Origin of the sequence: Blastococcus sp. TF02A-35 (genome assembly GCF_004571075.1) — a bacterium.
Lineage (GTDB): Bacteria > Actinomycetota > Actinomycetes > Mycobacteriales > Geodermatophilaceae > Blastococcus.
The window spans coordinates 1-21,972 of sequence record NZ_SPQP01000025.1; the positions used below are offsets into that span (position 1 = coordinate 1).

23 protein-coding genes are annotated in these 21,972 nt (G+C 74.4%); 11 read left to right on the plus strand and 12 right to left on the minus strand.

Features of this window, described 5'->3' with window-relative positions; all coding sequences use genetic code 11:
* A partial coding sequence (locus E4P43_RS12765; protein WP_167759172.1) for an integrase core domain-containing protein occupies positions 1 to 120 on the plus strand: 120 nt, incomplete at its 5' end.
* 22 nt (positions 121 to 142) lie between these two features.
* Here the strand turns inward: E4P43_RS12765 and E4P43_RS12770 are convergent.
* The 6 genes from E4P43_RS12770 to E4P43_RS12800 form a co-directional block, all read right to left on the minus strand.
* The gene (locus tag E4P43_RS12770; protein WP_135145842.1) at positions 143 to 835 is read right to left on the minus strand and encodes a DsbA family oxidoreductase; all 693 of its coding nucleotides are present in this window, start codon (positions 833 to 835) and stop codon (positions 143 to 145) included.
* Positions 836 to 887: 52 nt separating this feature from the next.
* Positions 888 to 1,544, minus strand: coding sequence for a hypothetical protein (locus E4P43_RS12775; protein WP_135145843.1), 657 nt, complete (start codon positions 1,542 to 1,544; stop codon positions 888 to 890).
* A gap of 371 nt (positions 1,545 to 1,915) precedes the next feature.
* Positions 1,916 to 2,659, minus strand: a complete 744-nt coding sequence (locus E4P43_RS12785; RefSeq protein WP_135145844.1) for a pentapeptide repeat-containing protein — start codon at positions 2,657 to 2,659, stop codon at positions 1,916 to 1,918.
* A 126-nt stretch (positions 2,660 to 2,785) separates the two neighbouring features.
* Complete coding sequence (locus E4P43_RS12790; RefSeq protein WP_135145845.1) at positions 2,786 to 3,787, minus strand: cation diffusion facilitator family transporter; 1,002 nt, start codon at positions 3,785 to 3,787, stop codon at positions 2,786 to 2,788.
* Between the two features lie 45 nt (positions 3,788 to 3,832).
* Positions 3,833 to 4,210, minus strand: a complete 378-nt coding sequence (locus E4P43_RS12795) for an FKBP-type peptidyl-prolyl cis-trans isomerase (protein ID WP_113810817.1) — start codon at positions 4,208 to 4,210, stop codon at positions 3,833 to 3,835.
* The gene (locus E4P43_RS12800; RefSeq protein WP_135145846.1) at positions 4,198 to 5,553 is read right to left on the minus strand and encodes an MFS transporter; all 1,356 of its coding nucleotides are present in this window, start codon (positions 5,551 to 5,553) and stop codon (positions 4,198 to 4,200) included. The genes E4P43_RS12795 and E4P43_RS12800 overlap by 13 nt, the downstream gene beginning before the upstream one ends.
* A 127-nt stretch (positions 5,554 to 5,680) precedes the next feature.
* Between E4P43_RS12800 and E4P43_RS12805 the strand changes: the two genes are divergently transcribed.
* A complete protein-coding gene (locus tag E4P43_RS12805; protein WP_135145847.1) occupies positions 5,681 to 7,402 on the plus strand; it encodes an alpha-glucosidase in 1,722 nt (573 codons plus the stop codon).
* Between the two features lie 12 nt (positions 7,403 to 7,414).
* On the opposite strand, the gene E4P43_RS12810 is transcribed toward E4P43_RS12805, so the two are convergent.
* The 4 genes from E4P43_RS12810 to E4P43_RS12825 form a co-directional block, all read right to left on the minus strand.
* Positions 7,415 to 7,816, minus strand: a complete 402-nt coding sequence (locus E4P43_RS12810; RefSeq protein ID WP_135145848.1) for a hypothetical protein — start codon at positions 7,814 to 7,816, stop codon at positions 7,415 to 7,417.
* Positions 7,817 to 7,916: 100 nt separating this feature from the next.
* Positions 7,917 to 9,083 carry a glycosyltransferase family 1 protein gene (locus tag E4P43_RS12815; protein WP_245159111.1) on the minus strand — a complete coding sequence of 389 codons (1,167 nt, stop codon included), beginning with the start codon at positions 9,081 to 9,083 and terminating at the stop codon, positions 7,917 to 7,919.
* Complete coding sequence (locus E4P43_RS12820; RefSeq protein ID WP_167759173.1) at positions 9,080 to 9,874, minus strand: lysophospholipid acyltransferase family protein; 795 nt, start codon at positions 9,872 to 9,874, stop codon at positions 9,080 to 9,082. The genes E4P43_RS12815 and E4P43_RS12820 overlap by 4 nt, the downstream gene beginning before the upstream one ends.
* Before the next feature lie 38 nt (positions 9,875 to 9,912).
* Positions 9,913 to 10,680, minus strand: coding sequence for a GNAT family N-acyltransferase (locus tag E4P43_RS12825; protein ID WP_135145850.1), 768 nt, complete (start codon positions 10,678 to 10,680; stop codon positions 9,913 to 9,915).
* A 283-nt stretch (positions 10,681 to 10,963) separates the two neighbouring features.
* Between E4P43_RS12825 and E4P43_RS12830 the strand changes: the two genes are divergently transcribed.
* Positions 10,964 to 11,998: a MerR family transcriptional regulator gene (locus E4P43_RS12830; RefSeq protein WP_209313861.1), complete on the plus strand. Its 1,035-nt coding sequence runs from the start codon at positions 10,964 to 10,966 to the stop codon at positions 11,996 to 11,998.
* 79 nt (positions 11,999 to 12,077) lie between these two features.
* Here the strand turns inward: E4P43_RS12830 and E4P43_RS12835 are convergent, their stop codons facing one another.
* Entirely contained in the window at positions 12,078 to 13,349 is a 1,272-nt protein-coding gene (locus E4P43_RS12835) for an acyl-CoA dehydrogenase family protein (protein ID WP_135145851.1), read from the minus strand.
* 106 nt (positions 13,350 to 13,455) lie between these two features.
* Between E4P43_RS12835 and E4P43_RS12840 the strand changes: the two genes are divergently transcribed.
* Positions 13,456 to 14,127 (plus strand): NUDIX domain-containing protein, encoded by a 672-nt coding sequence (locus E4P43_RS12840; RefSeq protein ID WP_135145852.1) that lies wholly within the window; start codon positions 13,456 to 13,458, stop codon positions 14,125 to 14,127.
* On the opposite strand, the gene E4P43_RS12845 is transcribed toward E4P43_RS12840, so the two are convergent.
* The gene (locus E4P43_RS12845; RefSeq protein ID WP_135145853.1) at positions 14,117 to 16,090 is read right to left on the minus strand and encodes an acetoacetate--CoA ligase; all 1,974 of its coding nucleotides are present in this window, start codon (positions 16,088 to 16,090) and stop codon (positions 14,117 to 14,119) included. The genes E4P43_RS12840 and E4P43_RS12845 overlap by 11 nt on opposite strands.
* A gap of 64 nt (positions 16,091 to 16,154) precedes the next feature.
* Between E4P43_RS12845 and E4P43_RS12850 the strand changes: the two genes are divergently transcribed.
* From E4P43_RS12850 to E4P43_RS12880, 7 genes are all read left to right on the plus strand, one after another.
* Positions 16,155 to 16,559 carry a DUF2237 domain-containing protein gene (locus tag E4P43_RS12850; RefSeq protein WP_135145854.1) on the plus strand — a complete coding sequence of 135 codons (405 nt, stop codon included), beginning with the start codon at positions 16,155 to 16,157 and terminating at the stop codon, positions 16,557 to 16,559.
* A 28-nt stretch (positions 16,560 to 16,587) separates the two neighbouring features.
* A complete protein-coding gene (locus E4P43_RS12855) occupies positions 16,588 to 17,079 on the plus strand; it encodes a glutathione peroxidase (protein ID WP_135145855.1) in 492 nt (163 codons plus the stop codon).
* Positions 17,076 to 17,795: a hypothetical protein gene (locus tag E4P43_RS12860; RefSeq protein ID WP_135145856.1), complete on the plus strand. Its 720-nt coding sequence runs from the start codon at positions 17,076 to 17,078 to the stop codon at positions 17,793 to 17,795. The genes E4P43_RS12855 and E4P43_RS12860 overlap by 4 nt, the downstream gene beginning before the upstream one ends.
* 94 nt (positions 17,796 to 17,889) lie before the next feature.
* Positions 17,890 to 18,945: an iron ABC transporter permease gene (locus E4P43_RS12865; protein ID WP_209313862.1), complete on the plus strand. Its 1,056-nt coding sequence runs from the start codon at positions 17,890 to 17,892 to the stop codon at positions 18,943 to 18,945.
* On the plus strand, positions 18,942 to 20,036 hold the full coding sequence (locus tag E4P43_RS12870; RefSeq protein WP_135145857.1) for an iron chelate uptake ABC transporter family permease subunit: 1,095 nt from the start codon (positions 18,942 to 18,944) through the stop codon (positions 20,034 to 20,036). Before E4P43_RS12865 ends, E4P43_RS12870 begins: the two co-directional genes overlap by 4 nt.
* Positions 20,033 to 20,863 (plus strand): ABC transporter ATP-binding protein, encoded by an 831-nt coding sequence (locus E4P43_RS12875; RefSeq protein WP_135145858.1) that lies wholly within the window; start codon positions 20,033 to 20,035, stop codon positions 20,861 to 20,863. The genes E4P43_RS12870 and E4P43_RS12875 overlap by 4 nt, the downstream gene beginning before the upstream one ends.
* 103 nt (positions 20,864 to 20,966) lie before the next feature.
* Positions 20,967 to 21,971, plus strand: a complete 1,005-nt coding sequence (locus E4P43_RS12880; protein WP_209313863.1) for an ABC transporter substrate-binding protein — start codon at positions 20,967 to 20,969, stop codon at positions 21,969 to 21,971.
* Position 21,972 lies beyond the last annotated feature (1 nt).

A 21,972-nucleotide genomic window follows, 5' to 3' on the forward strand; every position in this document is an offset into this window, starting at 1 on the left:
GCCTGGACCAGTAACGCCCAGCGCACCGCCGCCCTGGACAGCTGGCTGGAGCACTACAACACTGCCCGCAGCCACTCCGCCCTCGGAGGCCGCCCACCGATCAGCCGCCTCGCCGCGTGAACAACCTCTCTGGTCGCTACACCTAGACGGCGCAGCTGTCTCCCGAGCAGCCGTCGGCGGCCGGGACGGTGACCAGCGGGTTGGCGTCCGCCCACGCCCGCTCCAGCACCTGGAGCAGCAGCTCGGCCGGCTGCGCGCCCGCGGCGCCGTACTTGCGGTCGACGACGAAGAACGGCACGCCGGTCGCGCCGAGCGACTGGGCCGTCGCACCCTCCTGCGCGACGACGGCGCGGTAGCGGCGGTCGGTGAGGACCTCGCGGGCCTCGGTCTCGTCCAGGCCCACCTCGGCGCCGAGCGCCACCAGCGAGTCGACGTCGAAGACGCTGCGGGACTCCTCGAAGTGGGCGTGCAGCAGGCGCTCCTTGAGCTCGCCCTGGACGCCGCGCTCGGCGGCCAGGTGCAGCAGCTCGTGGGCCAGCGAGGTGTTGCCGCTGATGCCGTTGGCCAGGTCGTAGGTCAGCCCCTCGGCGGCGGCGACCTCCTCGAGCTGGCGCATGTTCTGCCGCATCGCGTCCTCGCTGGTGCCGTACTTGCGGGCCAGCGCGGGCAGCGTCGCGTGCGTCTCGCCCTCGGGGAGCGTGGGGTCGAGCTGGAAGGACCGCCACACGACCTCTACCTGGTCGCGGTGCGGGAACTGCTCGAGCGCCGTCTCGAGCCGGCGCTTGCCGACGTAGCACCACGGGCAGACGACGTCGGACCACACCTCTACGCGCATGCCGGGATCAACCTCGTTGCGCGTTCAAGCATTCCGGGGTGTTTCGGGACCCTCAGCCGGTGGACCGCGCCGCGAGGCAAGCCTCGACCCAGACGCGGAGCTTGTCATCGGGGCTCAGCGGCGAGAGAGCCTCACGGATGCGCGCCTCCGCGCCGTCGACCTCCAGGAGCGCCATGGCGAGGCTCCGCTCCGGAGACATGCCGAGAAACGTCCCCGAGGGGCCGTGCTGCACCGCGTCGGCCAACGTCGCAGGGTCGAGCCACGACTCGAGGACGGGCACCACGTCGTCACTCAGGGCGCCGGCGAGAGCGTCGCCGACGAGCGCCGTGTGCTCACCCTCGCCCAGCACCCACGTATCCAACGGAATGGCCCCCGGCGCTCCGGTCCGCGCGAACTCAGGGCTGTGGAGCTGCCCATGCAGCAGCGACTCGTGCACATGGGGCCAGGCGTGCTGGGGGTAGCCCCGCGCTTGGCGGTACTGCCGGAACGCCGGCGTCATCACCCCGTACCCCACCATGACCCCTGTCTGGTGGGCCGTGACGTCAGGATCGAACTGGACGATCAGCTCCGCCCCCCGCGGCCCCTGGCGCATGTACGAGCGGCCCCGGCTCCGGTAACCCGCAGCCTTCAGAAGCGGGGCGGCATACCGCCGCACGAATGCGTCGACGTCACGAGTTCTCACGCCACCCCCGTCGCGGTCGGTCTTCATGGAATCAGGATGGGCATCGGCCTCGGGCGGGACACGATCCCCACCCCCGGGCGCGGCAACAAGCCACCGAAGAGACCTCCTGGGAGAAGCCGGAGCCACCGGGCTCCTCGCCCCCACTGTCGGCCGAATCCTCACCGGATGAGGCAGCGGGCGCGTCATGCGAAGAGCCGATCTGGCTCTGCATTCTCTCCGGCCGCTTCCGCCCTACAGAATCACCTCGACCTCGCCACGGTGCGGGAACTGCTCCAGAGCGCTCTCCAGTCGGCGCTTGCCGATGTAGCACCACGGTCACACAACGTCGGACCAGACCCCCACCTGCATGCCCGTCCGAGCTTCGTTGCGGCTCCGAGCATTCCGGGCGGCTCTGACCGCTACGTCGTCAGAGCCGCTTCCAGGAGTACCCGGATGGCGGGCCGGGAGTGCCGGGGATAGTCCTCGACGCGGATGAGCAGTTCTTCCTGCCCCTCCAGGACATCCTCCTCCATGACCGCGAGGACGCCCCTGGCGCGCTTTTTGGCCTCCGGATCGTCCCAACCGGCGAAGAAATCCCTGGCCCGTCGCACGGCCGTTCGAGCGTCCTTCAGGTGGGTGTACTCGGCGCCACCGGGGAGTCGCTGCTTGGACAGGTCGATGCCGGTCCGGAACGACACATCCACCAACGTCGCGCGCGAGAAGTCATTGCCTTCGAACTGGTTCGCGGCGCGGCCGGTGATCTTCCGGTCCTCCGGCCGGAGGCGCCCGTGGAAGACAGCCTTCTGCAAGCGGCCGGAGAAAGTGCAGTCGACCAGTTCGACCGCCTGGCAGAACCAGTGGTCGATCGAAGCGCCTTCGAAGGTGCAGTCCACGAATCGGGCGAAACCCCCGGGGCCCATGTGGATCTTGGCACCGGTGAAGTCGCAGCCGACGTACTCCGATACACCGCGACCAGCGCCGAAAGAGCCGTGGTCGAACACGGTGCCGCTGAAATCGCAGCGCTCGAAGAGACACCGCTCCGCCGAGAAGTGATGGACGTGTCGGCGGCTGAGATCGGCCTCGACCAGCCGGCGGCCGGAGAGCACGATCTCGGTCCGGTTGGAGAGGTCTACCCGACCGACCGGTCGCACGGAGAAGTCCATGTCAGCCGGCCTGGCACACGTATACGCACATCTCCACGCCACTCTAGCCACGGCGGGCTGCTGGGTCGGCCCGTTGCAGCGCAGCCGCCGTCTCTCAGTGCGCCGGCCCGAGGAACGCGTTGGCGGTCAGGGGTCCGCCCGACGCACCTCCGCGCGGGCGCGGCCGTCGCCGGGGGTCGGGTCCAGGAACACGTAGCGGACGCCCTCGTGGCGGGCGACCAGCCGGCGCTCGGCCTCGTCGGACGCGCGCTCGATGTCGGCCACGGTGACGTCGTCGGCGAAGTCCACCTTCGCCGAGACGATGAGCTGGCCCGGGCCGATGACGGTGGTGAGCAGGAACGGCACGTCGACGACCTGCGGCAGCGCCAGGATCTCGGCCTTCAGTCCCTCCTGGATGCGCGGCGACACGGACTGCCCGATGAGCAGCGAGACGTTCGCCCGGGCCAGCGCTCCGGCGACGAACAGCAGCAGGACACCGATCGCGATCGCCGCGACCCCGTCCCAGACCGGGTCGCCGGTGAGGTGCTCCAGGCCGAGGCCTGCCGCGGCGAGGACCAGGCCGACCAGCGCCGCGCTGTCCTCGAAGGTGACCGCCTTGACCGTGGTGTCGCTGGTCTGCGCCAGGTAGCGGCGCCACGTCGTCCCCCACCTGCGGGCCTCGCCGCGGACCTGGCGCACCGCCTTGACCAGCGACGACCCCTCCAGCACGAAGGAGACCGCGAGGACGACGTAGGCCACCAGCGGCGACCCCTGCTCCTCACCGCCGCGGATGGTGCTGACGCCCTGCCAGATCGAGAAGCCGGCGCCGAGGGTGAAGGTGGCCAGGCAGGCCAGGAGCGCCCAGAAGTAGGTCTCGCGCCCGTAGCCGACCGGGTGCCGGGCGTCGGGGGCCTTGTTCCCGCGCTTGAGCGCGATGAACAGCAGCACCTCGGTGATCGTGTCGGCCAGCGAGTGCGCGGCCTCCGAGAGCATCGCCGACGAGTGGCTCAGCAGGCCGCCGACCAGCTTCGCGACCGCGATGCCCAGGTTCGCCAGGCCGGCGACGACGACCGTGCCGGTGGACTCGCCCCCGCCGCCGGTCGCCTCCTGCAGGACGGCGTGGTCGGTGGCCGGGGCCGGCTGGGTCATGGCTGCCCCGGTGCCCCGTGGGGCACCGGGGCATGCGCCTGGGCGCTAGCGGACGCCGACGAGGTCGACGACGAACACCAGGGTCGCGCCGGGCTTGATGACGCCACCCGCGCCGCGCTCCCCGTAGGCCTTGTGCGCCGGGATGGTGAGCCGGCGGCGGCCGCCGACCTTCATGCCGACGATGCCCTCGTCCCAGCCCTGGATGACCATGCCCACGCCCACGCGGAACTCCAGCGGGTCGCCGCGGTCCCAGGAGGCGTCGAACTGCTCGCCGCCGTCGTGCGTCACGCCCACGTAGTGCGCGCTGACCAGGTCGCCGGCCTTGGCCTCCTGGCCCTCGCCGACCACGAGGTCCTCGATCACCAGGTCGTCGGGCGCAGGCCCGGTCGGCGGCTCGACGTCCGGTCGGCTCAGCTCGGCCACGGTTCTCCCTCCCGCGCCGGGGCGGTCCCGGCGCCGTCTCCACCCATCCAAGCAGCGGCGGCAGCGGTGGGCTTCTCGGCGGGGGCCTCCTCGGCGGGGACGTCGAGCGGGTGGGCCATCTCGTCGGCCGGGAGACGCGCCGCGAGGATGGCCACGACGCAGAAGACCGGCGGCGCCAGCCCCGCGACGAGGAACGCGCCGGTCATGCCGACCAGCTCGGCGAGCGGGCCGGCGAGCGCCATCGACAGCGGCATGAAGCTCAGCGACACGAAGAAGTCGAGGCTGGACACCCGCCCGAGCAGCGCCGGGGGCACCCGCCGCTGCAGAAGCGTGCCCCAGATGACCGTGCCCGCCTGGAACGTCGCGCCCAGCACGGCGGCGGCGGCCAGCATCAGCCCGAGGTCGCTGGTGAGGCCGAAGACGACCATCGGCAGGCAGCCCAGGCCCCAGAGCAGGTTCATCACCGTCAGGTAGCGGCGCGGCAGCCGCCTCGACGCGACGACGAGCGAGCCGAGCGCCCCGCCGATGCCGAACGCGGCGAGCACCCAGCCGTGCTGGCTCGCCCCGCCGCCGGCGTCCTCGATGACGAAGGGCACCAGGACCTCGAACGGGCCGATGAACGCCAGGATCATGAAGGCCGCGAACAGCAGGGTCGCCAGCAGCCACGGCGTCGCCACCATGTAGCGGAAGCCCTCGCGGACGTCGGCGAGCAGCCCCGGCCGGGAGCCGTCCGCCGCCACCTCCCGCCGCACCGGCGTCATCGGCAGCGCCAGCACGCAGGCCGCGGCGGCGAAGGCCACGGCCGCCGTCACCGCGAGGGCCGCCCCGGGCGAGTACGCGGCGACGAGGAAGCCCGCGGCGGCCGGGCCGGCGGCCTGGCCGAGCACCGGGCGGACGGCGCCCTCCAGGCCGTTCACCGCGAGCAGGTCGTCCTCCGGCACGATCGCCGGGACGAGCGCGGAGTAGGCGGGGTAGAACAGCCCGAGCGCCACGCCGTCGGCCAGCGCCACCGCGGCCAGGTGCCAGACCTGGAGGGCATCGGTCAGCGAGAGGGCCGCCGCGACCGAGACCGCGACGCCCTGCAGGAGCGAGACGGTCAGCAGCAGGTGGCGCTGCGGCACCCGGTCGGCCAGCGCGCCGCCGAACAGGGTCATGACCAGCATCCCGCCGGCGCTCAGCGCCGCGACCAGGGACAGCGCCCCGGGCCCGCCACCGAGCGCGACCACCTGCCACACCATGGCGATCGCCCACAGCCCCTGCGTGAGGAGGGCCAGCGCCAGCGCCGCGGCCAGCACCCGGTAGGCGGGGTGCCGGAGCGGCGCGAGAGCGCGTGGCAGCGCCATGGCTCCTCCTCCGGGTGTGGACGGCCCATGGTGGGCGACGGGTACGACAGGACGCACCCGGGTTTCCGTCCACGGTCCGGCCCGCCGACCACGTGCGGTCCGCGGCCCGGCGTGCTGGGCTGGGGGCATGGCCACCGAGCGGGCGGGCGGGGAAGCGGCATGGTGGACCCGCGCCGTTGTCTACCAGGTCTACCCGCGCTCGTTCTCCGACTCCGACGGCGACGGCATCGGTGACCTGGGCGGGGTCCTGCAGCGGGTCGACCACCTGGCCGACCTGGGCGTCGACGTCGTCTGGCTCTCGCCGGTCTACCCCTCGCCGCAGGCCGACAACGGCTACGACATCAGCGACTACCAGGACATCGACCCGCTGTTCGGCTCGCTGGCGCAGCTGGACGAGCTGGTCGAGGCGCTGCACGCCCGCGGGATGAAGCTGCTGATGGACCTGGTGGTCAACCACACCAGCGACCAGCACCCGTGGTTCCTGGAGAGCAGAGCGAGCCGGACCTCGGCCAAGCGCGACTGGTACTGGTGGCGGCCGCCACGGCCCGGGTTCTCGGCCGGTGAGCCGGGCGCCGAGCCGACGAACTGGCAGTCGTTCTTCTCCGGGCCGACCTGGGAGCTCGACGAGGCCTCCGGCGAGTACTACCTGCACCTGTTCGACCGGCGCCAGCCCGACCTGAACTGGGAGAACCCGCAGGTCAGGCAGACCGTGTACGAGATGATGCGGTGGTGGCTCGACCGCGGGGTCGACGGCTTCCGCATGGACGTCATCAACATGATCAGCAAGGACGTCACCCCGGACGGCGGGCTGCACGACGGCCCGCCCGTCCCCGGGACGTCCCTCGGTGACGGGTCGGCGTCCTACCTCTGCGGGCCGCGGATCCACGAGTTCCTGGCCGAGATGCACCGCGAGGTGCTCGCCGGGCGCGACGGCGCGTTCCTCACCGTCGGCGAGATGCCCGGCGTGACGGTGGAGCAGGCGCGCCTGTTCACCGACCCCGCGCGCGGCGAGGTCGACATGGTCTTCCAGTTCGAGCACGTCGGCCTGGACCACGGGACGTCGAAGTGGGACCTGCGGCCGCTGCGGATGCGCGACCTCAAGGCCTCGTTCGGGCGCTGGCAGGCCGGGCTGGCCGACGTCGGCTGGAACTCCCTCTACTGGGACAACCACGACCAGCCGCGCGCGGTCTCCCGCTTCGGCGACGACTCCCCCGGGTTCCGCCGCGACTCGGCCACCTGCCTGGCCACGCTGCTGCACCTGCACCGGGGGACGCCGTACGTCTACCAGGGCCAGGAGCTCGGGATGGCGAACTACCCGTTCACCTCGCTCGAGGACTTCCGGGACGTGGAGTCGCTCAACCACCACGTGCAGGCGGTGTCGGCCGGGCAGGACCCCGCGCAGGTGCTGGCCGCGCTGCGGGCGATGAGCCGCGACAACGCCCGCACGCCGGTGCAGTGGGACGCCTCGCCCCACGCCGGTTTCACCACCGGGACGCCGTGGCTGCCGGTGAACCCGGACCACGTCGAGTGGAACGCGGCGGCGCAGCGGGAGGACGACACCTCGGTCCTCGCCCACTACCGGCGGCTGGTCGCGCTGCGGCACGACGACGACGTGGTGGCGCTGGGCGACTTCACGATGCTGCTCCCCGAGCACGACGACGTCTACGCGTTCACCCGCACCCTCGGGGCCGAGACGCTGCTCGTCGTCTGCAACCTGTCGCGGACGACCTACCGGCTGGCGGAGCTGCTGCCCGAGGCGCCCGCGGCCGAGCTGGTGCTGGGCAACCTGCCCGACGACGACCCGGCGGAGCTGCGCCCGTGGGAGGCCCGCGTCCTGCGGCCCGCCTGACCGGGACGCCGGTCAGCGTCGCCGGCGGACCTGCTCCATCGTGCGGACCGCCTGCCGGCACCGCTCCTCGACCGAGCGGAGGGATCCCGGCGGGGGCGAGAAGGCGGTGATCGCGTGCCGCCGCCCGTCGGGCCGCAGCACCCAGGCGCCGCCGTCGTACACGAACCGCTCCACCTCGGCCCACGGGAGCACCAGGGTGCGGAAGACGTTCACGACGACGACCTCGCGCCCGAGCTCGACTCGCACCCGGTCGTTGCGCCACGTCGCGACGAGCACGAGGACGCTGCCGACCAGGCACAGCGGGAGCAGCGCGCCGCCCTCCTCGATCCCGCCCACGGCGACGGCCGCGGCGGAGACCAGACCGATCGCCGCGACGGCGCCCCGGAGCCACGACGGCGGCCGCAGGACCGTCACCGGTGCCCCCTGGTCGTCGTGCGCACGTGCACCTCCCGAGCGGACCGCATCCGTGGACGCACGCACGGTCGCACGACCCGGCGTCGGGGGTGCGCAGGCCTCACGCGCTCCGCAGCGGCGCCACCTGCGGCGTGCGCTGGAGCACGCTGCCGTAGTGGCTGATCAGCTGGTCGCCCACGCGGGCCCAGGTGCGGTGCTCCACCGACGACCGGGTGCGCGCCGCGACGGCCCGCAGCGCCAGCCGGTCGTCGCGCAGCCCGGCCACCATCGCGGCCAGGACCTCGGGGTCCCCGCCGGCCCACAGCCAGCCGTTCTCCCCGTGCCGCACCAGGTCCAGCGGCCCGCCGGACGCGGCCACGACCGCGGGCACGCCGGCGGCCAGGGCCTCCTGGAGCGCCTGGCAGAACGTCTCGTCCGGGCCGGGGTGCACGAAGAGGTCCAGCGAGGCGACGATCCGGGCGAGCGCGTCACCGGTGCGCTCGCCCAGCAGCACCGCCTCCGGCAGCGCCTCGGCCAGCTGCCCACGGCACGGGCCGTCACCCACCACGACCAGCCGGACACCGGGCAGGCGGGACACCCCCGCCAGCAGCTCGAGGCGCTTCTCCACCGCCAGCCGCGCGACCACGCCGACCAGCAGCTCGCCCCGGGGGGCCAGCTGGCGGCGCAGCCCGGCGTCCCGCCGTCCGGGCGCGAACTGGACCAGGTCCACGCCGCGCGCCCACAGCGCCACCGGGCCGATCCCGTGCCGCCGGAGCAGCGCCGCGGTCGACGACGACGGCGCCAGCGTGAGGTCCGCGCTCCCGTGCACCGAGCGCAGCACCCGCCACGCCGCGGCCGCCCCGCCGGGCACCCGGTAGCGCCGCGCGAAGGCGGCGAGGTCGGTCTGGAACACCGCCACCGACGGGATGCCCAGCGCCCGGGCCGCCCGGCCGGCGGACGCGCCGAGGACCGCCGGCGAGGCCAGGTGGACGACGTCCGGGGCGAGGTCGGCGAGCACGCGCGTGAGGTCGCCGCCCGGCCGGGCCAGCGGCAGCCCGCGGTACAGCGGCAGCCGCATCGACGGCACGGTCACGACCTGCACCTCGGCCCCGCAGGGGGACTGGTAGGAGCCGCCGCTCGGCGCCACGACGACCGGCGTGTGACCCCGGACGGCGAGGTGGTCCACCGTGCGCAGCACCGAGTTGACGACCCCGTTCACGGCCGGGCGGAAGGTCTCGGCCACCACGGCGACGCGCAGGGCCAGGGGCGCGGCCCCGGTGCCGGTCACGGTGCCACCAGGTCCGCGGGGAGGACGGGCACGGTCGGGAACGGCCGGTGCGGCGTCCGGGTGGGCTCCCGCCCGCCGGCCGCGGCGGCGACGGCGTACTCGGCCAGCGCAGCCAGGTCGCGCCGGTCGCTGCCGGGGTGCAGGGGGGCGAGCTGGTGGAGCTCCAGGACGAGGCCCTGCGTGGCGATGACCCGCGCCAGGCTGCGTCGCAGCGAGTCGCCGCCGAGGTAGCCGGCGACCGCGGTCGGCCCCGCCGGCGTGCGGTAGCGCAGCGCGACGGGGCAGACCGGCGCACCGGCGTCGACGGCCGCCTGGAAGAACGCCGGGCGGAAGCGCCCGGGCCGGCTGCCGCAGCTCGTCGTCCCCTCGGGGTGCACCAGGACCGGCGTGCCCGCGCGAAGCAGGTCGGCCACCTCGGCGACGGTCCCCGGGAGCCGGCGCAGGCTGCCGCGGTCGAGGAAGACCGCGCCGGAGCGCCGCGCTGCTGCGCCGACGACCGGCCAGGCCGCGACGTCCACCTTCGCCACGGGGCGCAGGGCGGGGAAGGCGGCCAGCAGCGCCACGTCGTCGAGCCAGGAGACGTGGTTGGCCACGACGAGCGGCGCCGGGCCCTCCCCGGCCAGGCGCCAGGGCACCGCCGGCGGGAGCACGCGCAGCTCCACGCCGAGCGCGGCGAGCGCCCGCGGGGCGGCGCCGGGGACGCCGGCGGCAGCGCCGGCCAGGGCGGCCGAGAGCTCGGTCCAGCGGCGGGCGCGCAGCGTCCGGCCGGCCGGCGGGGCGGGGGTGTCCACGCAGCTCGAGGTGCAGTCCGACCTCGGGAACCAGGCGTTCACGCCATCCCTCCCGCCGCGGCGGTCAGGCGGCGCAGCACGCGCGTGTCGATGTCGGCCATCCGCAGCAGCACGTACAGGTCGGCGGTGCCGAAGTCGGCGTCCAGAGCGGGCCGGCCGCAGACGTGGGCGCCGAGCCGCAGGTAGGCCCGCAGCAGCGGGGGCACCAGCGGCCGGGCGGCCGGCACCGGCGCCTCCACGTCGAACGGGACGTGCGGCACCACCCGGAGCGCCGCGGGCGCCAGGTGCCGCTGGCGCACGACGTCCCACACGCCCGCCGCCGTCGCGCCGCCGTCGGAGAGGGAGACGGACGCGCAGCCGCCGAGGTAGCTGTACCCGCCGTCGCGCACGTAGCGGACGACCCCGGCCCAGAGCCGGCCGACCACGGCGCCGGTGCGGTGGTCGGGGTGGACGCAGCTGCGGCCGGCCTCGACCAGGGCCGGCCGGATCGCCGCGTGCCGTGAGAGGTCGAACTCGCCGTCGGAGTAGCCGCCGCCCAGGCCGGCGGCCCGGTCGGGCGGGAGCAGCCGGTAGGTGCCCACGACGGCATCGGTGCGCTCGTCGCGGACCAGCAGGTGGTCGCAGTGGTCGTCCCACTCGTCGGCGTCGAGCCCCTCGGCGGCACGGGGCCCGCGCAGGCGGGCGCCGCACTCGCGGGCGAAGACGTCGAACCGCAGCCGCTGGGCCGCCTCCACGTCGGCGCGGGTGCGGGCCAGCTCGGTGCGGTAGCGGAACGCGGGCGGGGAGATCGGCAGGGCAGCGGTCACGGGGACACCTCGCGTGCCGGAGGCCCCGGACGGGCCTCGGACACCCCGCAGGGTGGGGACCCCAGGTGTCCGGCCGGTGCACGCCCGCGGACGACGACACGTCGGTTGGGCGGTGCGCGGGCGGATTCGCCCCTCCCGCCCCGATCTCCTCACCCGTTCGGGCGTACGGCCGCGCCGCCGGGCCGGCCGGGCGGACGCGCCCGGCCGTGGAACGCTTGACCCTCGACCGGGTCGAGGCCGGACGGTTCCAGCCGTGGAGGAGCGTATGCGGGGGATCGGCCAGGTGGCACGCGAGAGCGGCCTGACGGTCAGCGCGCTGCGGTTCTACGACGGCGCGGGCGTGCTCGTGCCCGCGCACGTGGACCCGTGGACGAGCTACCGCTGGTACAGCGACGAGCAGGTCGCGGTCGCGCGGCTGGTGGCCCGGCTGCGGCGGGTGGGCCTGCCGCTCGCCGAGATCAGCCGGGTGCTCGAGCACCGCGACGACCTCGCCGTCGTCGACGCCGTCCTGGAGTCGCACCTGCGGCGCCTCGAGGACGGCCTGGCCGACGCCCGCCGTGAGCTCTCCGCAGCCCGTTCCCTTCTCGCACCGGAGAGCGCCATGACCCCCGACAGCACTACTCCCGACAGCACGACCCCTCACAGCACGACGTCCATCCGCACCACGACCACCGCCCTGCTCGACGCCCTGCGCGCCGTCCGCTTCGCCGTCGGCACCGACCCGGGGCTGCCGATGCTCACCGGGGTGCTCGTCGACGCCGACGACGACGCCGTCCGCCTCGTGGCCACCGACCGCTACCGGCTGGTGGTGCGGCACCTCCCGGGTGCCGTGCTCGACGGCGGGCCGGTGAGCGCGATCGTGCCGGTCGGGCTGGTCGACGAGGCGCTGGCGACGTTCACCTCCGACGGCCCCCTCACGGTCCGGGTCGACGGCGACGACGTCGTCCTGGAGGCGGGCGACGGGTCGCTGCGGGGCCGGCGGGTGGACGCCGACTTCCCCGCCTACCGCTCGCTGGTCCGGGAGCCGGGCAGCACGCAGGTGGAGCTGGACGTCGCCCGGTTCCGCGACGACCTGGCCGCGGCGCCCACGCGCAGCGTGCCGACCGGCCCGGACGGCGCCGAGGAGACCGCGACGGTGCTCACGCTGGGCCCGGTGGAGGTGGGCGTGAACCGGGAGTTCCTGCTGCAGGCGCTGGAGGCCGAGGGGGCGGGCCAGCTGGTCCTCGACCTCGACGGGCCGCTCGCGCCGCTGGCCATCCACGACCCGCGCCGTCCGGGCGACGTCTCCCTCGTGATGCCCATCCGCCTTCCCGCCTGAGCCGCACCGGCCGGCATGACTGTGCGCTGGTCCACCCCATCCGGGTGCGGTGAGGTGGACCAGCGCACAGTCGCGCGGGTCAGGTGAGGGGTGAGCGGGGCAGCAGGCGGTCGCTGATGATCCGCTTCTGGATCTCGCTGGTGCCCTCGAAGATCGTGGTCAGGCGGGCGTCGCGCCAGTGCCGCTCGACCTGCCGCTCGGTGGTGTAGCCGTTGCCGCCGTGCAGCTGCATGGCCTGGTTGGTCACCCGGATCGACATCTCGGTGGCCTCCAGCTTCACCATCGAGGCCTCCTTGTGCACCGGCAGCCCGAGGTCGAGCAGGTGGGCGACCTGGCGGTAGAACGCGCGGGACTGCTCGATCTGGGAGGCCATCTCGGCGATGTTGAACCGCAGCGCCTGGAAGTCGGCGATCGGGTGCCCGAACTGCTCGCGCTCCTGCAGGTAGCGGATCGAGTCCTCCAGCGCGGCGCGGGCCAGGCCCACGGCGCGGGCGGCGGTGTGCACGCGCGCGGTGTTGAGGAACTTCTGCGCCTCGGCGAACCCGGCCTGCTCGGCCGCCTTGCCCTCCTCCGCGCTGTCCTCCTGCGCCGCCTTCGCCTGGTCGATCACGTTCTCGCGGGGGATGCGGACGCCGTCGAAGGTGAGGTCCCAGGTGAGGAAGCCGTGGTAGCCGATCTTGTCGATCGGGTGCCCGGTGAGGCCCTCGGGGAACTCGCCGCGCTTCTTCTCCAGCAGCAGGTTGACCAGGCCGGCCGAGCGGGACTCCCCCTCCTCGGGGTCGCGCTCGCGCACGAGCACCTGGATGAAGTCGGCCGCCTTGGCGTTGCCGCACCAGCGCTTGTGCCCGGTCACGACCCACTCGTCCCCGTCGAGGACGGCGCGGGTCTGCACCCCGGCGAGGTCGGAGCCGGCGTCGGGCTCCGACAGCGCGATCGCGCCGATCCAGTCGCCGCGGGCGCTGCGGGCCATCAGCTCGTGCCGGCGGTCGGCGTCGGGAACCGCGGTGCCCAGGCCCTGCGAGCGGGCCAGGATGCTGGCCGTCGACATCCAGGCCCGGGCCAGCTCCTCGCTGACCATGCAGTACTCGAAGACGCCCAGGCCCAGGCCGCCCTGCTCGGCGGGGACGGTGATGCCGAAGTAGCCCAGCTCGGCCAGCCGCTGCAGCAGCGACGCCGGGATCTCGCCCTTCTGCGGGTCGAGCTCGTTCGCGACCGGGAGGACCTCGTCCATCGCGAAGCGGCGGGCCTGCTCCTGCAGCTCCTCCCGCTCCGGGGTGTGCCACGGCGGCAGGAGGACCGGCGGCTGCGGCTCCCAGATCTCGTTCTCGGACTCGCTGGCGCTCGACGTCATCGTCGGTCGCACCTCCTCGGTCGGGCGGACGGTTCGCTACACCTTGGCGGGGAAGCCTTCCCGCCGCACGGCGTCGTCACCCGTGAGGTGAGCAGCCTCACCCGGCATGATCACCGTCGTGAACGTCCCCGGCATCGACGTCCCCGACTCCCGCGGCCGCACCGGGCTGGACCAGGTGGGCCGCGACCTGACCGGCAACCCCGACGTCGTCGTCCGGGACGTCGAGCTGCTGGCCAGCGGCTGGCACGTGCTCCGGCGCACGACGCTGGAACGGCGGCGCCGGGACGGCGAGCAGGTCACCGAGCAGCGCGAGACCTACGACCGCGGCAACGGCGCCACGCTCCTCCCCTACGACGCCGAGCGGCGGACGGTGCTGCTCACGCGCCAGTTCCGCTACCCGGTCTACGTCAACGGCCACCCGGACGGGCTGCTGGTCGAGGCGGCCGCCGGGCTGCTGGACGACGACTCCCCCGAGGACGCCGTCCGGCGCGAGGTCGAGGAGGAGCTCGGGGTGACCGTGGGCGAGGTGGAGCACCTGTTCGACGTCTTCATGAGCCCCGGCTCGGTGACCGAGCGGCTGCACTTCTACGCCGCCCCCTACCGCCCGGCGGACCGCACCGGCGCCGGCGGCGGGCTGGCCGACGAGGGCGAGGACATCGAGGTGCTGGAGCTGCCGTTCGACGAGGCGCTGGCCATGGTCGACGACGGCCGGATCGCCGACGCGAAGACGATCATGCTGCTCCAGTGGGCCGCCCTGCGCGGGCCGTTCAGGAGCTGAGGCGCTGCTCGGCCAGCCCGATGTAGTGCTCGACGAGCGAGGCGTCGTCGACGGTGCCGGTGTTGACCGCCTTCGCCGGCTCGACCCCCTGGAACAGCCGCTTGAGCGGGACCTCGAGGCGCTTGCCGGTGCGGGTGTGCGGCACCCCGGGCACCGCGAGCACCTCGTCGGGCACGTGCCTCGGCGACGCCTGCTCCCGGATGGCCGACCGCAGCCGGGCCACGAGGTCCTCGGTCAGCTCCTCCCCCGGTGCGAGCTGCACGAACAGCGGCATCCAGTAGCCGCCGTCGGGCTGCTCCACGCCGAGGACGACGCAGTCGACCACCTCCGGGAAGCCCTCGACGGCGGCGTAGATGTCGGCGGTGCCCATCCGCACGCCGCCGCGGTTGAGGGTGGAGTCCGAGCGGCCGGTGATGATGCAGGTGCCGCGCTCGGTGACCTCCAGCCAGTCGCCGTGCCGCCAGACCCCGGGCCACGGCTCGAAGTAGGCCGACCGGTAGCGGGCGCCGTCGGGGTCGTTCCAGAAGTACAGCGGCATGGACGGCATCGGCTCGGTCACCACCAGCTCGCCCAGCTCGCCGACCACCGGCTCCCCGGCCTCGTTCCAGGAGGCGACGGCGACGCCGAGGTTCGGGCGCTGCAGCTCGCCGGCCGTCACCGGCAGCAGCGGTGAGGACCCGATGAACCCGGTCGCGACGTCGGTGCCGCCCGAGGCGGAGGTGAGCTGCAGGTCGGTGCCGACGGCGTCGTAGACCCAGGCGTAGGAGGCCGCCGGCAGCGGGGAGCCGGTGCAGCCGAGGACCCGCAGCGTCGAGAGGTCGTGGGTCTCCCCCGGGCGGACGCCGGCCTTCTGGCAGGCGGCGAGGTAGCCGGGGCTGGTCCCCAGGTGGGTGAGGCGGAGCTTCGCCGCCAGCGCGAACTGCGCGTCGACGGTGGGGTAGGCCGGAGCGCCGTCGTGGACCACCGCCGTGGCGCCCGACAGCAGGGACGACACCACGACGTTCCACATCATCCAGGCGGTCGAGGTGTACCAGTAGAAGCGGTCGCCGGGGTTGATGTCGCTGTGCAGGGTCCCGGACTTGCGCTGCTCCAGGACCACCCCGCCGTGCCCGTGCACGATCCCCTTGGGCAGCCCGGTGGTGCCCGAGGAGTAGAGGATCCACAGCGGGTGGTCGAAGGGCGTCGCCTCGAACACCGGGTCCTGCTCCTCGGCGACGGCCTCGGCCCACGGCAGGGCGCCGTCGGCGACCTCGTCGGGGAAGAGCCGGGGGACGGCGACCGTCGTCCGCACCGTCGGCAGCGCCGCTCGCAGCTCGGTGACGACGTCGCGCCGGTCGTGCGCCCGGCCGTTGAAGCGGTAGCCGTCGACGGCGACGAGCACCGTGGGCTCGATCTGGGCGAACCGGTCGAGGACCGCGCGGGTGCCGAAGTCCGGCGCGCAGGCCGACCACACCGCCCCGACGGAGGCCGCACCGAGGAACGCGACGATCGCCTCCGGCACGTTGGGGAGGTAGCCGACCACGCGGTCGCCGCGGCGCACCCCGAGCCGGCGCAGGGTGGCGGCGAACGCGCCGACCTGACCGCGCAGCGTCGCCCAGGAGATCTCGCGCGGGTCGCCGTCCTCCGCGACGGCGACGACGGCGGGGTAGGCGTCGGTGGCGTGCCGAAGCGCCTGCTCGGCGTAGTTCACCGTCGTCCCGGGGAACCAGACGGCGCCGGGCATGGTGCGGTCGGTCAGCACCCGGTCCTCGGGGACGCCGGGCAGCACGCCGGTCCACTCGGCGAGGTCGCCCCAGAATTGGTCGAGGTGGTCGACCGACCAGCGCCACAGGGCGTCGTAGCCGGTGGGGTCGCCGAAGGACAGCCCCCGGCGTTCCTCCACCCAGCGGGCGAAGGCCGCCATCCGGGTGCCCCGGATGCTCTCCGGGGTCGGTCGCCAGAGCTCCGCGGGGGTCTCGCTCATCCCCGCACCATGCCATCCTCGGTCCGCGCCGACCACGTCTTCCCCGACCTCCCCAGGAGCGCCCGTGCCCCCCGACCCCGACGACGAGCGCAACGTGCTGGGCGGCCCGCTCGAGCCGTGCGGCACCGACCCGGTCACCGGCTTCTACCGGGACGGGCACTGCACGACCGGCCCGGACGACCTGGGCCGGCACACCGTCTGCGCCGTCGTCTCCACCGAGTTCCTCGCGATGCAGCGGGAGCTGGGCAACGACCTCTCCACCCCGCGGCCCGAGTACGGCTTCCCGGGCCTGCGGCCCGGCGACCGCTGGTGCGTCGTCGCCACCCGGTGGCTGCAGGCCTACCAGGCCGGCGCGGCCTCCGGCGTGGTGCTGGCGGCCACCAACGCCCGCTCGCTGGAGATCGTCCCGCTCGAGGCGCTGCGCCAGCACGCCGTCGACGTCCCCGACGACATCAGCGGCCTGGAATGAACGCCGCCCCGGCCGCGCTGGCGCCGGCATGAGCGACCTCCTCGACCTGCCCGTCACGACCCTGCAGGGCGCGCCGACGACGTTCGGCGAACTGACCGGCGGCCGGCCCGCGCTGGTGGTGAACGTCGCCAGCCGCTGCGGGCTCACCCCGCAGTACGCCGCGCTGGAGGCGCTGCACGAGGAGTACCGCGAGCGCGGGTTCACCGTGCTCGGCGTGCCGTGCAACCAGTTCATGGGCCAGGAGCCGGGCACGGCCGAGGAGATCGAGCAGTTCTGCTCCGCCACCTACGGCGTCACCTTCCCGATGACGGAGAAGGTGGAGGTGAACGGCGAGGGCGCGCACCCGCTGTTCCAGGCGCTCACCGCCGCCCCCGACCTGGACGGCGAGGCCGGCCCGGTCACCTGGAACTTCGAGAAGTGGGTGGTCGCGGGGACCGGGTCAGTCGTCGCCCGCTTCCGGCCGCGCACGCTCCCCGACTCCCCCGAGGTCCGCGCCGCGATCGAGTCGGTGCTCCCGTGAGCGACGCCGACCTGCGCTTCTGGTTCGACCCGGTCTGCCCGTTCGCCTGGATGACCAGCAAGTGGGTCCGGATGGTCGGCGAGCAGCGGCAGTACGCCGTCGAGTGGCGGTTCATCTCGCTGCGGCTGCTCAACGCGCACGTCGACTACGACGCCCACTTCCCGCCGGAGTACGAGGCCGGGCACACCGCGGGCCTGCGGCTGCTCCGCGTCGCCGCCCGCGCCCGGGCCGAGCACGGCCCGGAGGCCGTCGGCCGGCTGTACGAGGCGCTGGGCGCCCGCGTCTTCGAGGTGCCGGCGCAGCCGGGCGACGAGAGCCGACGCGGGACGCGCGCGTTCGTGGAGCCGGCCCTGGCCGACGCCGGCCTGCCGTCGGAGCTGGCCGGCGCGCTGGACGACGGCTCCTGGGACGCGCAGATCCAGGCGGAGACCGACGAGGCGCTGGCGCTCACCGGCAAGGACGTCGGGACGCCGATCCTGCAGTTCCGCCCACCCGACGGCGTCGCCTTCTTCGGCCCCGTCATCAGCCGGCTCCCCGCCGAGGACGAGGCCGTGCAGCTGTGGGACCACGTGGTCGGGCTGGCGTCGTTCCCGGGGTTCGCCGAGCTCAAGCGGAGCCTGCGCGAGCGGCCCCAGCTGCCGGCGTTCGGGGTCCGGCCGGGCGAGGCGGGCGCCGAGGAGGACTGGCACGGCGGCAGCCGGCGGCAGAAGCGCTGACCGCCGTCCGGAGGACGGCACTGCCGGACGGCCGTCGGCGGAGCTAAGGTAAGCCTTATCTGACCTGCACCGCCGTTCGTCCCGGGAGCTGCTCGTGGCCACCACGGTCGACGTCCCGACCCGGGACGCGGCACGCCCGCCCGCGCGCTCGATGCGCGCCCGGCGGCTGGCGACGCTGGCGCTGCTGCTGGTCCTGGTCGTCGGGGCGGCGCTGGCGAGCATCGCCGTCGGCACCCGCTCCATCGGCCTCGGCGACGTGTGGCAGGCGCTGCTCGACGGCGACCTGGCCAGCGAGGAAGCCGTCATCGTGCGGCAGCTGCGGGTGCCGCGCACCGCCCTGGGCCTGCTGGTCGGGCTCGCGCTGGGCATCGCCGGTGCGCTCATGCAGGGCCACACCCGCAACCCGCTGGGCGACCCCGGGCTGCTCGGCGTCACCGCCGGCGCCAGCCTCGCCGTCGTCCTCGCCATCTCCGTGCTGGGCCTGACCTCGCCGTCGGACAACGTCTGGTTCGCCTTCGCCGGCGCGCTGGCCGGCACGGTGCTCGTCTACGCGATCGGCTCGGCCGGCCGGGGCGGGGCCACCCCGCTCACCCTCGCGCTGGCCGGCGCGGCGCTGTCGGCGCTGCTCTACGCGCTGGTCCGGGCGATCCTGGTCTCCGACGAGCAGACCCTGGAGAGCTTCCGGTTCTGGGTGGTGGGCTCGCTGGCCGGCCGGGGGGCGGACGTCGCGTGGCAGGTCGGCCCGTTCATCGCGCTGGGCCTGGTGCTCGCGCTGGCCAACGCGCCGGCGCTGAACCTCCTGGGGCTGGGCGAGGACGTCGCCCGAGGGCTGGGCCAGCGGATCTGGCTGGCACGCGTCGTGGGCCTGGCCGCGATCACGCTGCTCTGCGGCGCGGCGACCGCGGCGTGCGGCCCCATCGCGTTCCTCGGCCTGGTCGTGCCGCACATGGTGCGGGCGCTCACCGGGCCCGACCACCGCTGGCTGCTGCCGTGCTCGGGCCTGCTGGGTGCCGCACTGCTGCTGGCCGCCGACGTCATCGGCCGGGTCGTCGCCCGCCCGGGCGAGCTGCAGGTGGGCATCGTCCTGGCGCTGGTCGGCGCCCCGTTCTTCATCGCGCTGGTGCGCCGGGTACGGACGGCCGGGCTGTGAGCGTCACCGCGCCCCCGCGGGCGCCGGGCACCCCTCCCGTGCGCAGCGGCCGGACCCTGCGGGTCGGGCCGGTGTCGGCGTCGCTGCGCTGGCGCGAGGTCGCCCTCCCGGTGGTCGGGTTCGCCGCGCTGGTGCTGGTGTCGGCGGTCAGCATGGGCCGCGGCGACTTCCCGATCGGCGTGCCCGACGTGCTGCGCACCCTCGTGGGCCTCGGCGAGGGGCCGCAGGAGTTCATCGTCCTGGAGCTGCGCGCCCCGCGGGTCGTCGTCGGCGTGCTGGTCGGGCTGGCGCTCGGCGTGGCCGGGGCGCTCTTCCAGACCTTCGCCCGCAACCCGCTGGCCTCCCCCGACACCCTGGGCCTCACCACCGGCGCCTCGGCCGGTGCGGTGGCGGCGATCGTGCTCACCGGCGACACCGCCACCGGCGCGGTCCTCGGCGGGCTGGGGATCCCGACCGCCGCGCTGCTGGGCGCGGCCGTGGCCGGGCTGCTGCTGTTCGCGCTCGCCTGGCGCGCCGGCCTCGACGGGTACCGGCTGGTGCTGGTCGGCATCGCGCTGTGGTCGGTCGGCAACGCGCTCATCGACTGGCTGCTCACCCGTGCCGAGATCTACGACGCGACCTCGGCCTACGTGTGGATCACCGGCTCGCTGAACAGCCGGACGTGGGACCACGCCGTCCCCCTGGCCATCGCGCTGGCGGTCCTGGTCCCGCTGGCCCTGGCCGCGAGCCGGGTGCTGGCGGCCCTCCAGTTCGGCGACGACACCGCCCGCGGGCTCGGGGTGCGGCTGGCCGGCGCGCAGACGGCCGTCGTGCTGCTCGCCGTGGGGCTGGTCGCCTTCGCCGTCTCCGCCGCGGGCCCGGTCACCTTCGTGGCGCTGGTCGTCCCGCAGATCGCCGTGCGGCTCACCAGGGGCTCCCGGCCGCCGCTGCTGGCCTCGGGGCTGCTGGGCGCACTCCTGGTCGTGAGCGCCGACCTGGTCACCCGCACCGTGCTGCCCCAGGCGCTGCCGGTCGGCATCCTCACCGCCGTCATCGGCGCGCCCTACCTGCTCTGGCTCCTGGTCCGCGGAAGGCGGCGAAGCACACTGTGACGATCGAGACCGAGCTCGTGCCCGCCGCCACCGCCACCGCCCGGGTGCGGCTGGCCGCCGAGCACGTCCGCCTGGCCTACGACGAGCGCGTGGTCGTCGACGACCTGGACCTGGAGCTGACCGAGGGCTCCTTCACCGCCATCGTCGGCCCCAACGGCTGCGGCAAGTCCACGCTGCTGCGGGCGCTGGGCCGGCTGCTGCGCCCCACGTCCGGGCAGGTGCTGCTCGACGGGCGGGCCATCGCGCGGACGCCCACCCGCGAGGTGGCCAAGGTGCTCGGCCTGCTCCCGCAGACCCCCGTGGCGCCCGAGGGGCTCACCGTCGGGGACCTGGTGGCCCGCGGCCGGCACCCCCACCAGAGCTGGCTGCGCCAGTGGTCCCGGGACGACGAGGCCGTGGTCACCGAGGCCCTGACCTGGACCGACATGGCCGACCTCGCGGACCGGCCGGTGGACGCCCTCTCCGGCGGACAGCGCCAGCGGGCGTGGATCTCGATGGCCCTGGCGCAGGGCACCGACCTGCTCCTGCTGGACGAGCCGACCACCTACCTCGACCTTTCCCACCAGATCGACGTGCTGGAGCTGGTGGGCCGCCTGCACGCCGAGCGCGGCCGCACCGTGGTCGTCGTGCTGCACGACCTGAACCTCGCCGCCCGCTACGCGCAGCGCCTGGTGGCCATGAAGGACGGCGCCCTCGTCGCCTCGGGAAGCCCCGCGGAGGTGCTCACCGAGCAGCTGCTGGCCGACGTCTTCGACCTCGAGGCGCGGGTCGTCCCCGACCCGGTGACGGGCACGCCGATGGTCGTCCCGGTGCGCCGGCTGCGCTGAGCAGGGCCTTCTCGCGGGGGACCCCCTTCTCGGCCTTGGTTAGGGCAGGCTAACCTTCCCGCCACCCGGGGATGATCGATCCCCTGACGACTGAGGAGCACCCGTGCACCGGAAGAGCCTGATGGGGGGCCTGCTCGCGCTGGCCGTCGTGGCCTCGGCGAGCGCCTGCGGCAGCGACGACGAGAGCAACGGTGGCGGCGCCGCCGCCGAGGGCGGCTGGGAGTTCACCGACGACATCGGCCAGACCGTGGAGCTCGACGCGGCGCCCGAGCGCATCGCCGGCCTCAACGACCTGACGGCCTCGCTGTGGAACTACGGCATCGAGCCGGTCGCCACCTTCGGCCAGACCTCCGCCGAGGACGACGTCGCCTTCGAGGGCCGCGACCTCGGCGACGTGGCGATCGTCGGCTCCGCCTACGGCGAGATCGACCTCGAGGCGCTCGCGGCCGCCGACCCCGACCTGATCGTCACGACGATCTACCCGGACGACTCCTCGGGCGAGATCCCGGAGGGCAAGGCCGGCTACGGCTTCAACGACATGGCCCAGCAGGAGCAGGTCGCCGAGATCGCGCCGATCGTCCACATCGCCTACACCGGCTCGGGCGCCGACGTCATCGAGCGCGTCGTCGACCTGGCCGCCGCCCTCGGCGTCGACACCGAGGGTGGCGAGGTCGCGGAGGCCCGCGCCGACTTCGAGGCCGCCTCGGCGAAGCTGGAGGAGGCCGCGGCCGGCGGCGTCAGCGTGCTGCCGGTCTTCGCGACGCAGGCCGACGGCTGGTGGATGGCCAAGGCCGACGACGACCCGCAGCTCAAGATGTACAAGGAGCTCGGCGTCAACTTCGTCGACCCGGGTGGTGACGGCTACTTCTGGAACCCGGTCGGCTGGGAAGAGGTGCCGAACCACCCGAGCGACGTGCTGCTCTACTCGCTGCGGTTCAGCATGACGCCGGAGGAGATCGCCGCGCAGCCCACCGCCGCGCTGCTCCCCGCCGTCCAGAACGACCAGCTGCACCCGTGGAAGTACATCGGCCCCGACTACGTCGCCCAGGCCGCCTACATGGAGGAGCTGGCCGGCTACCTGACCGAGAGCACCGACGTCACCCCCTGAG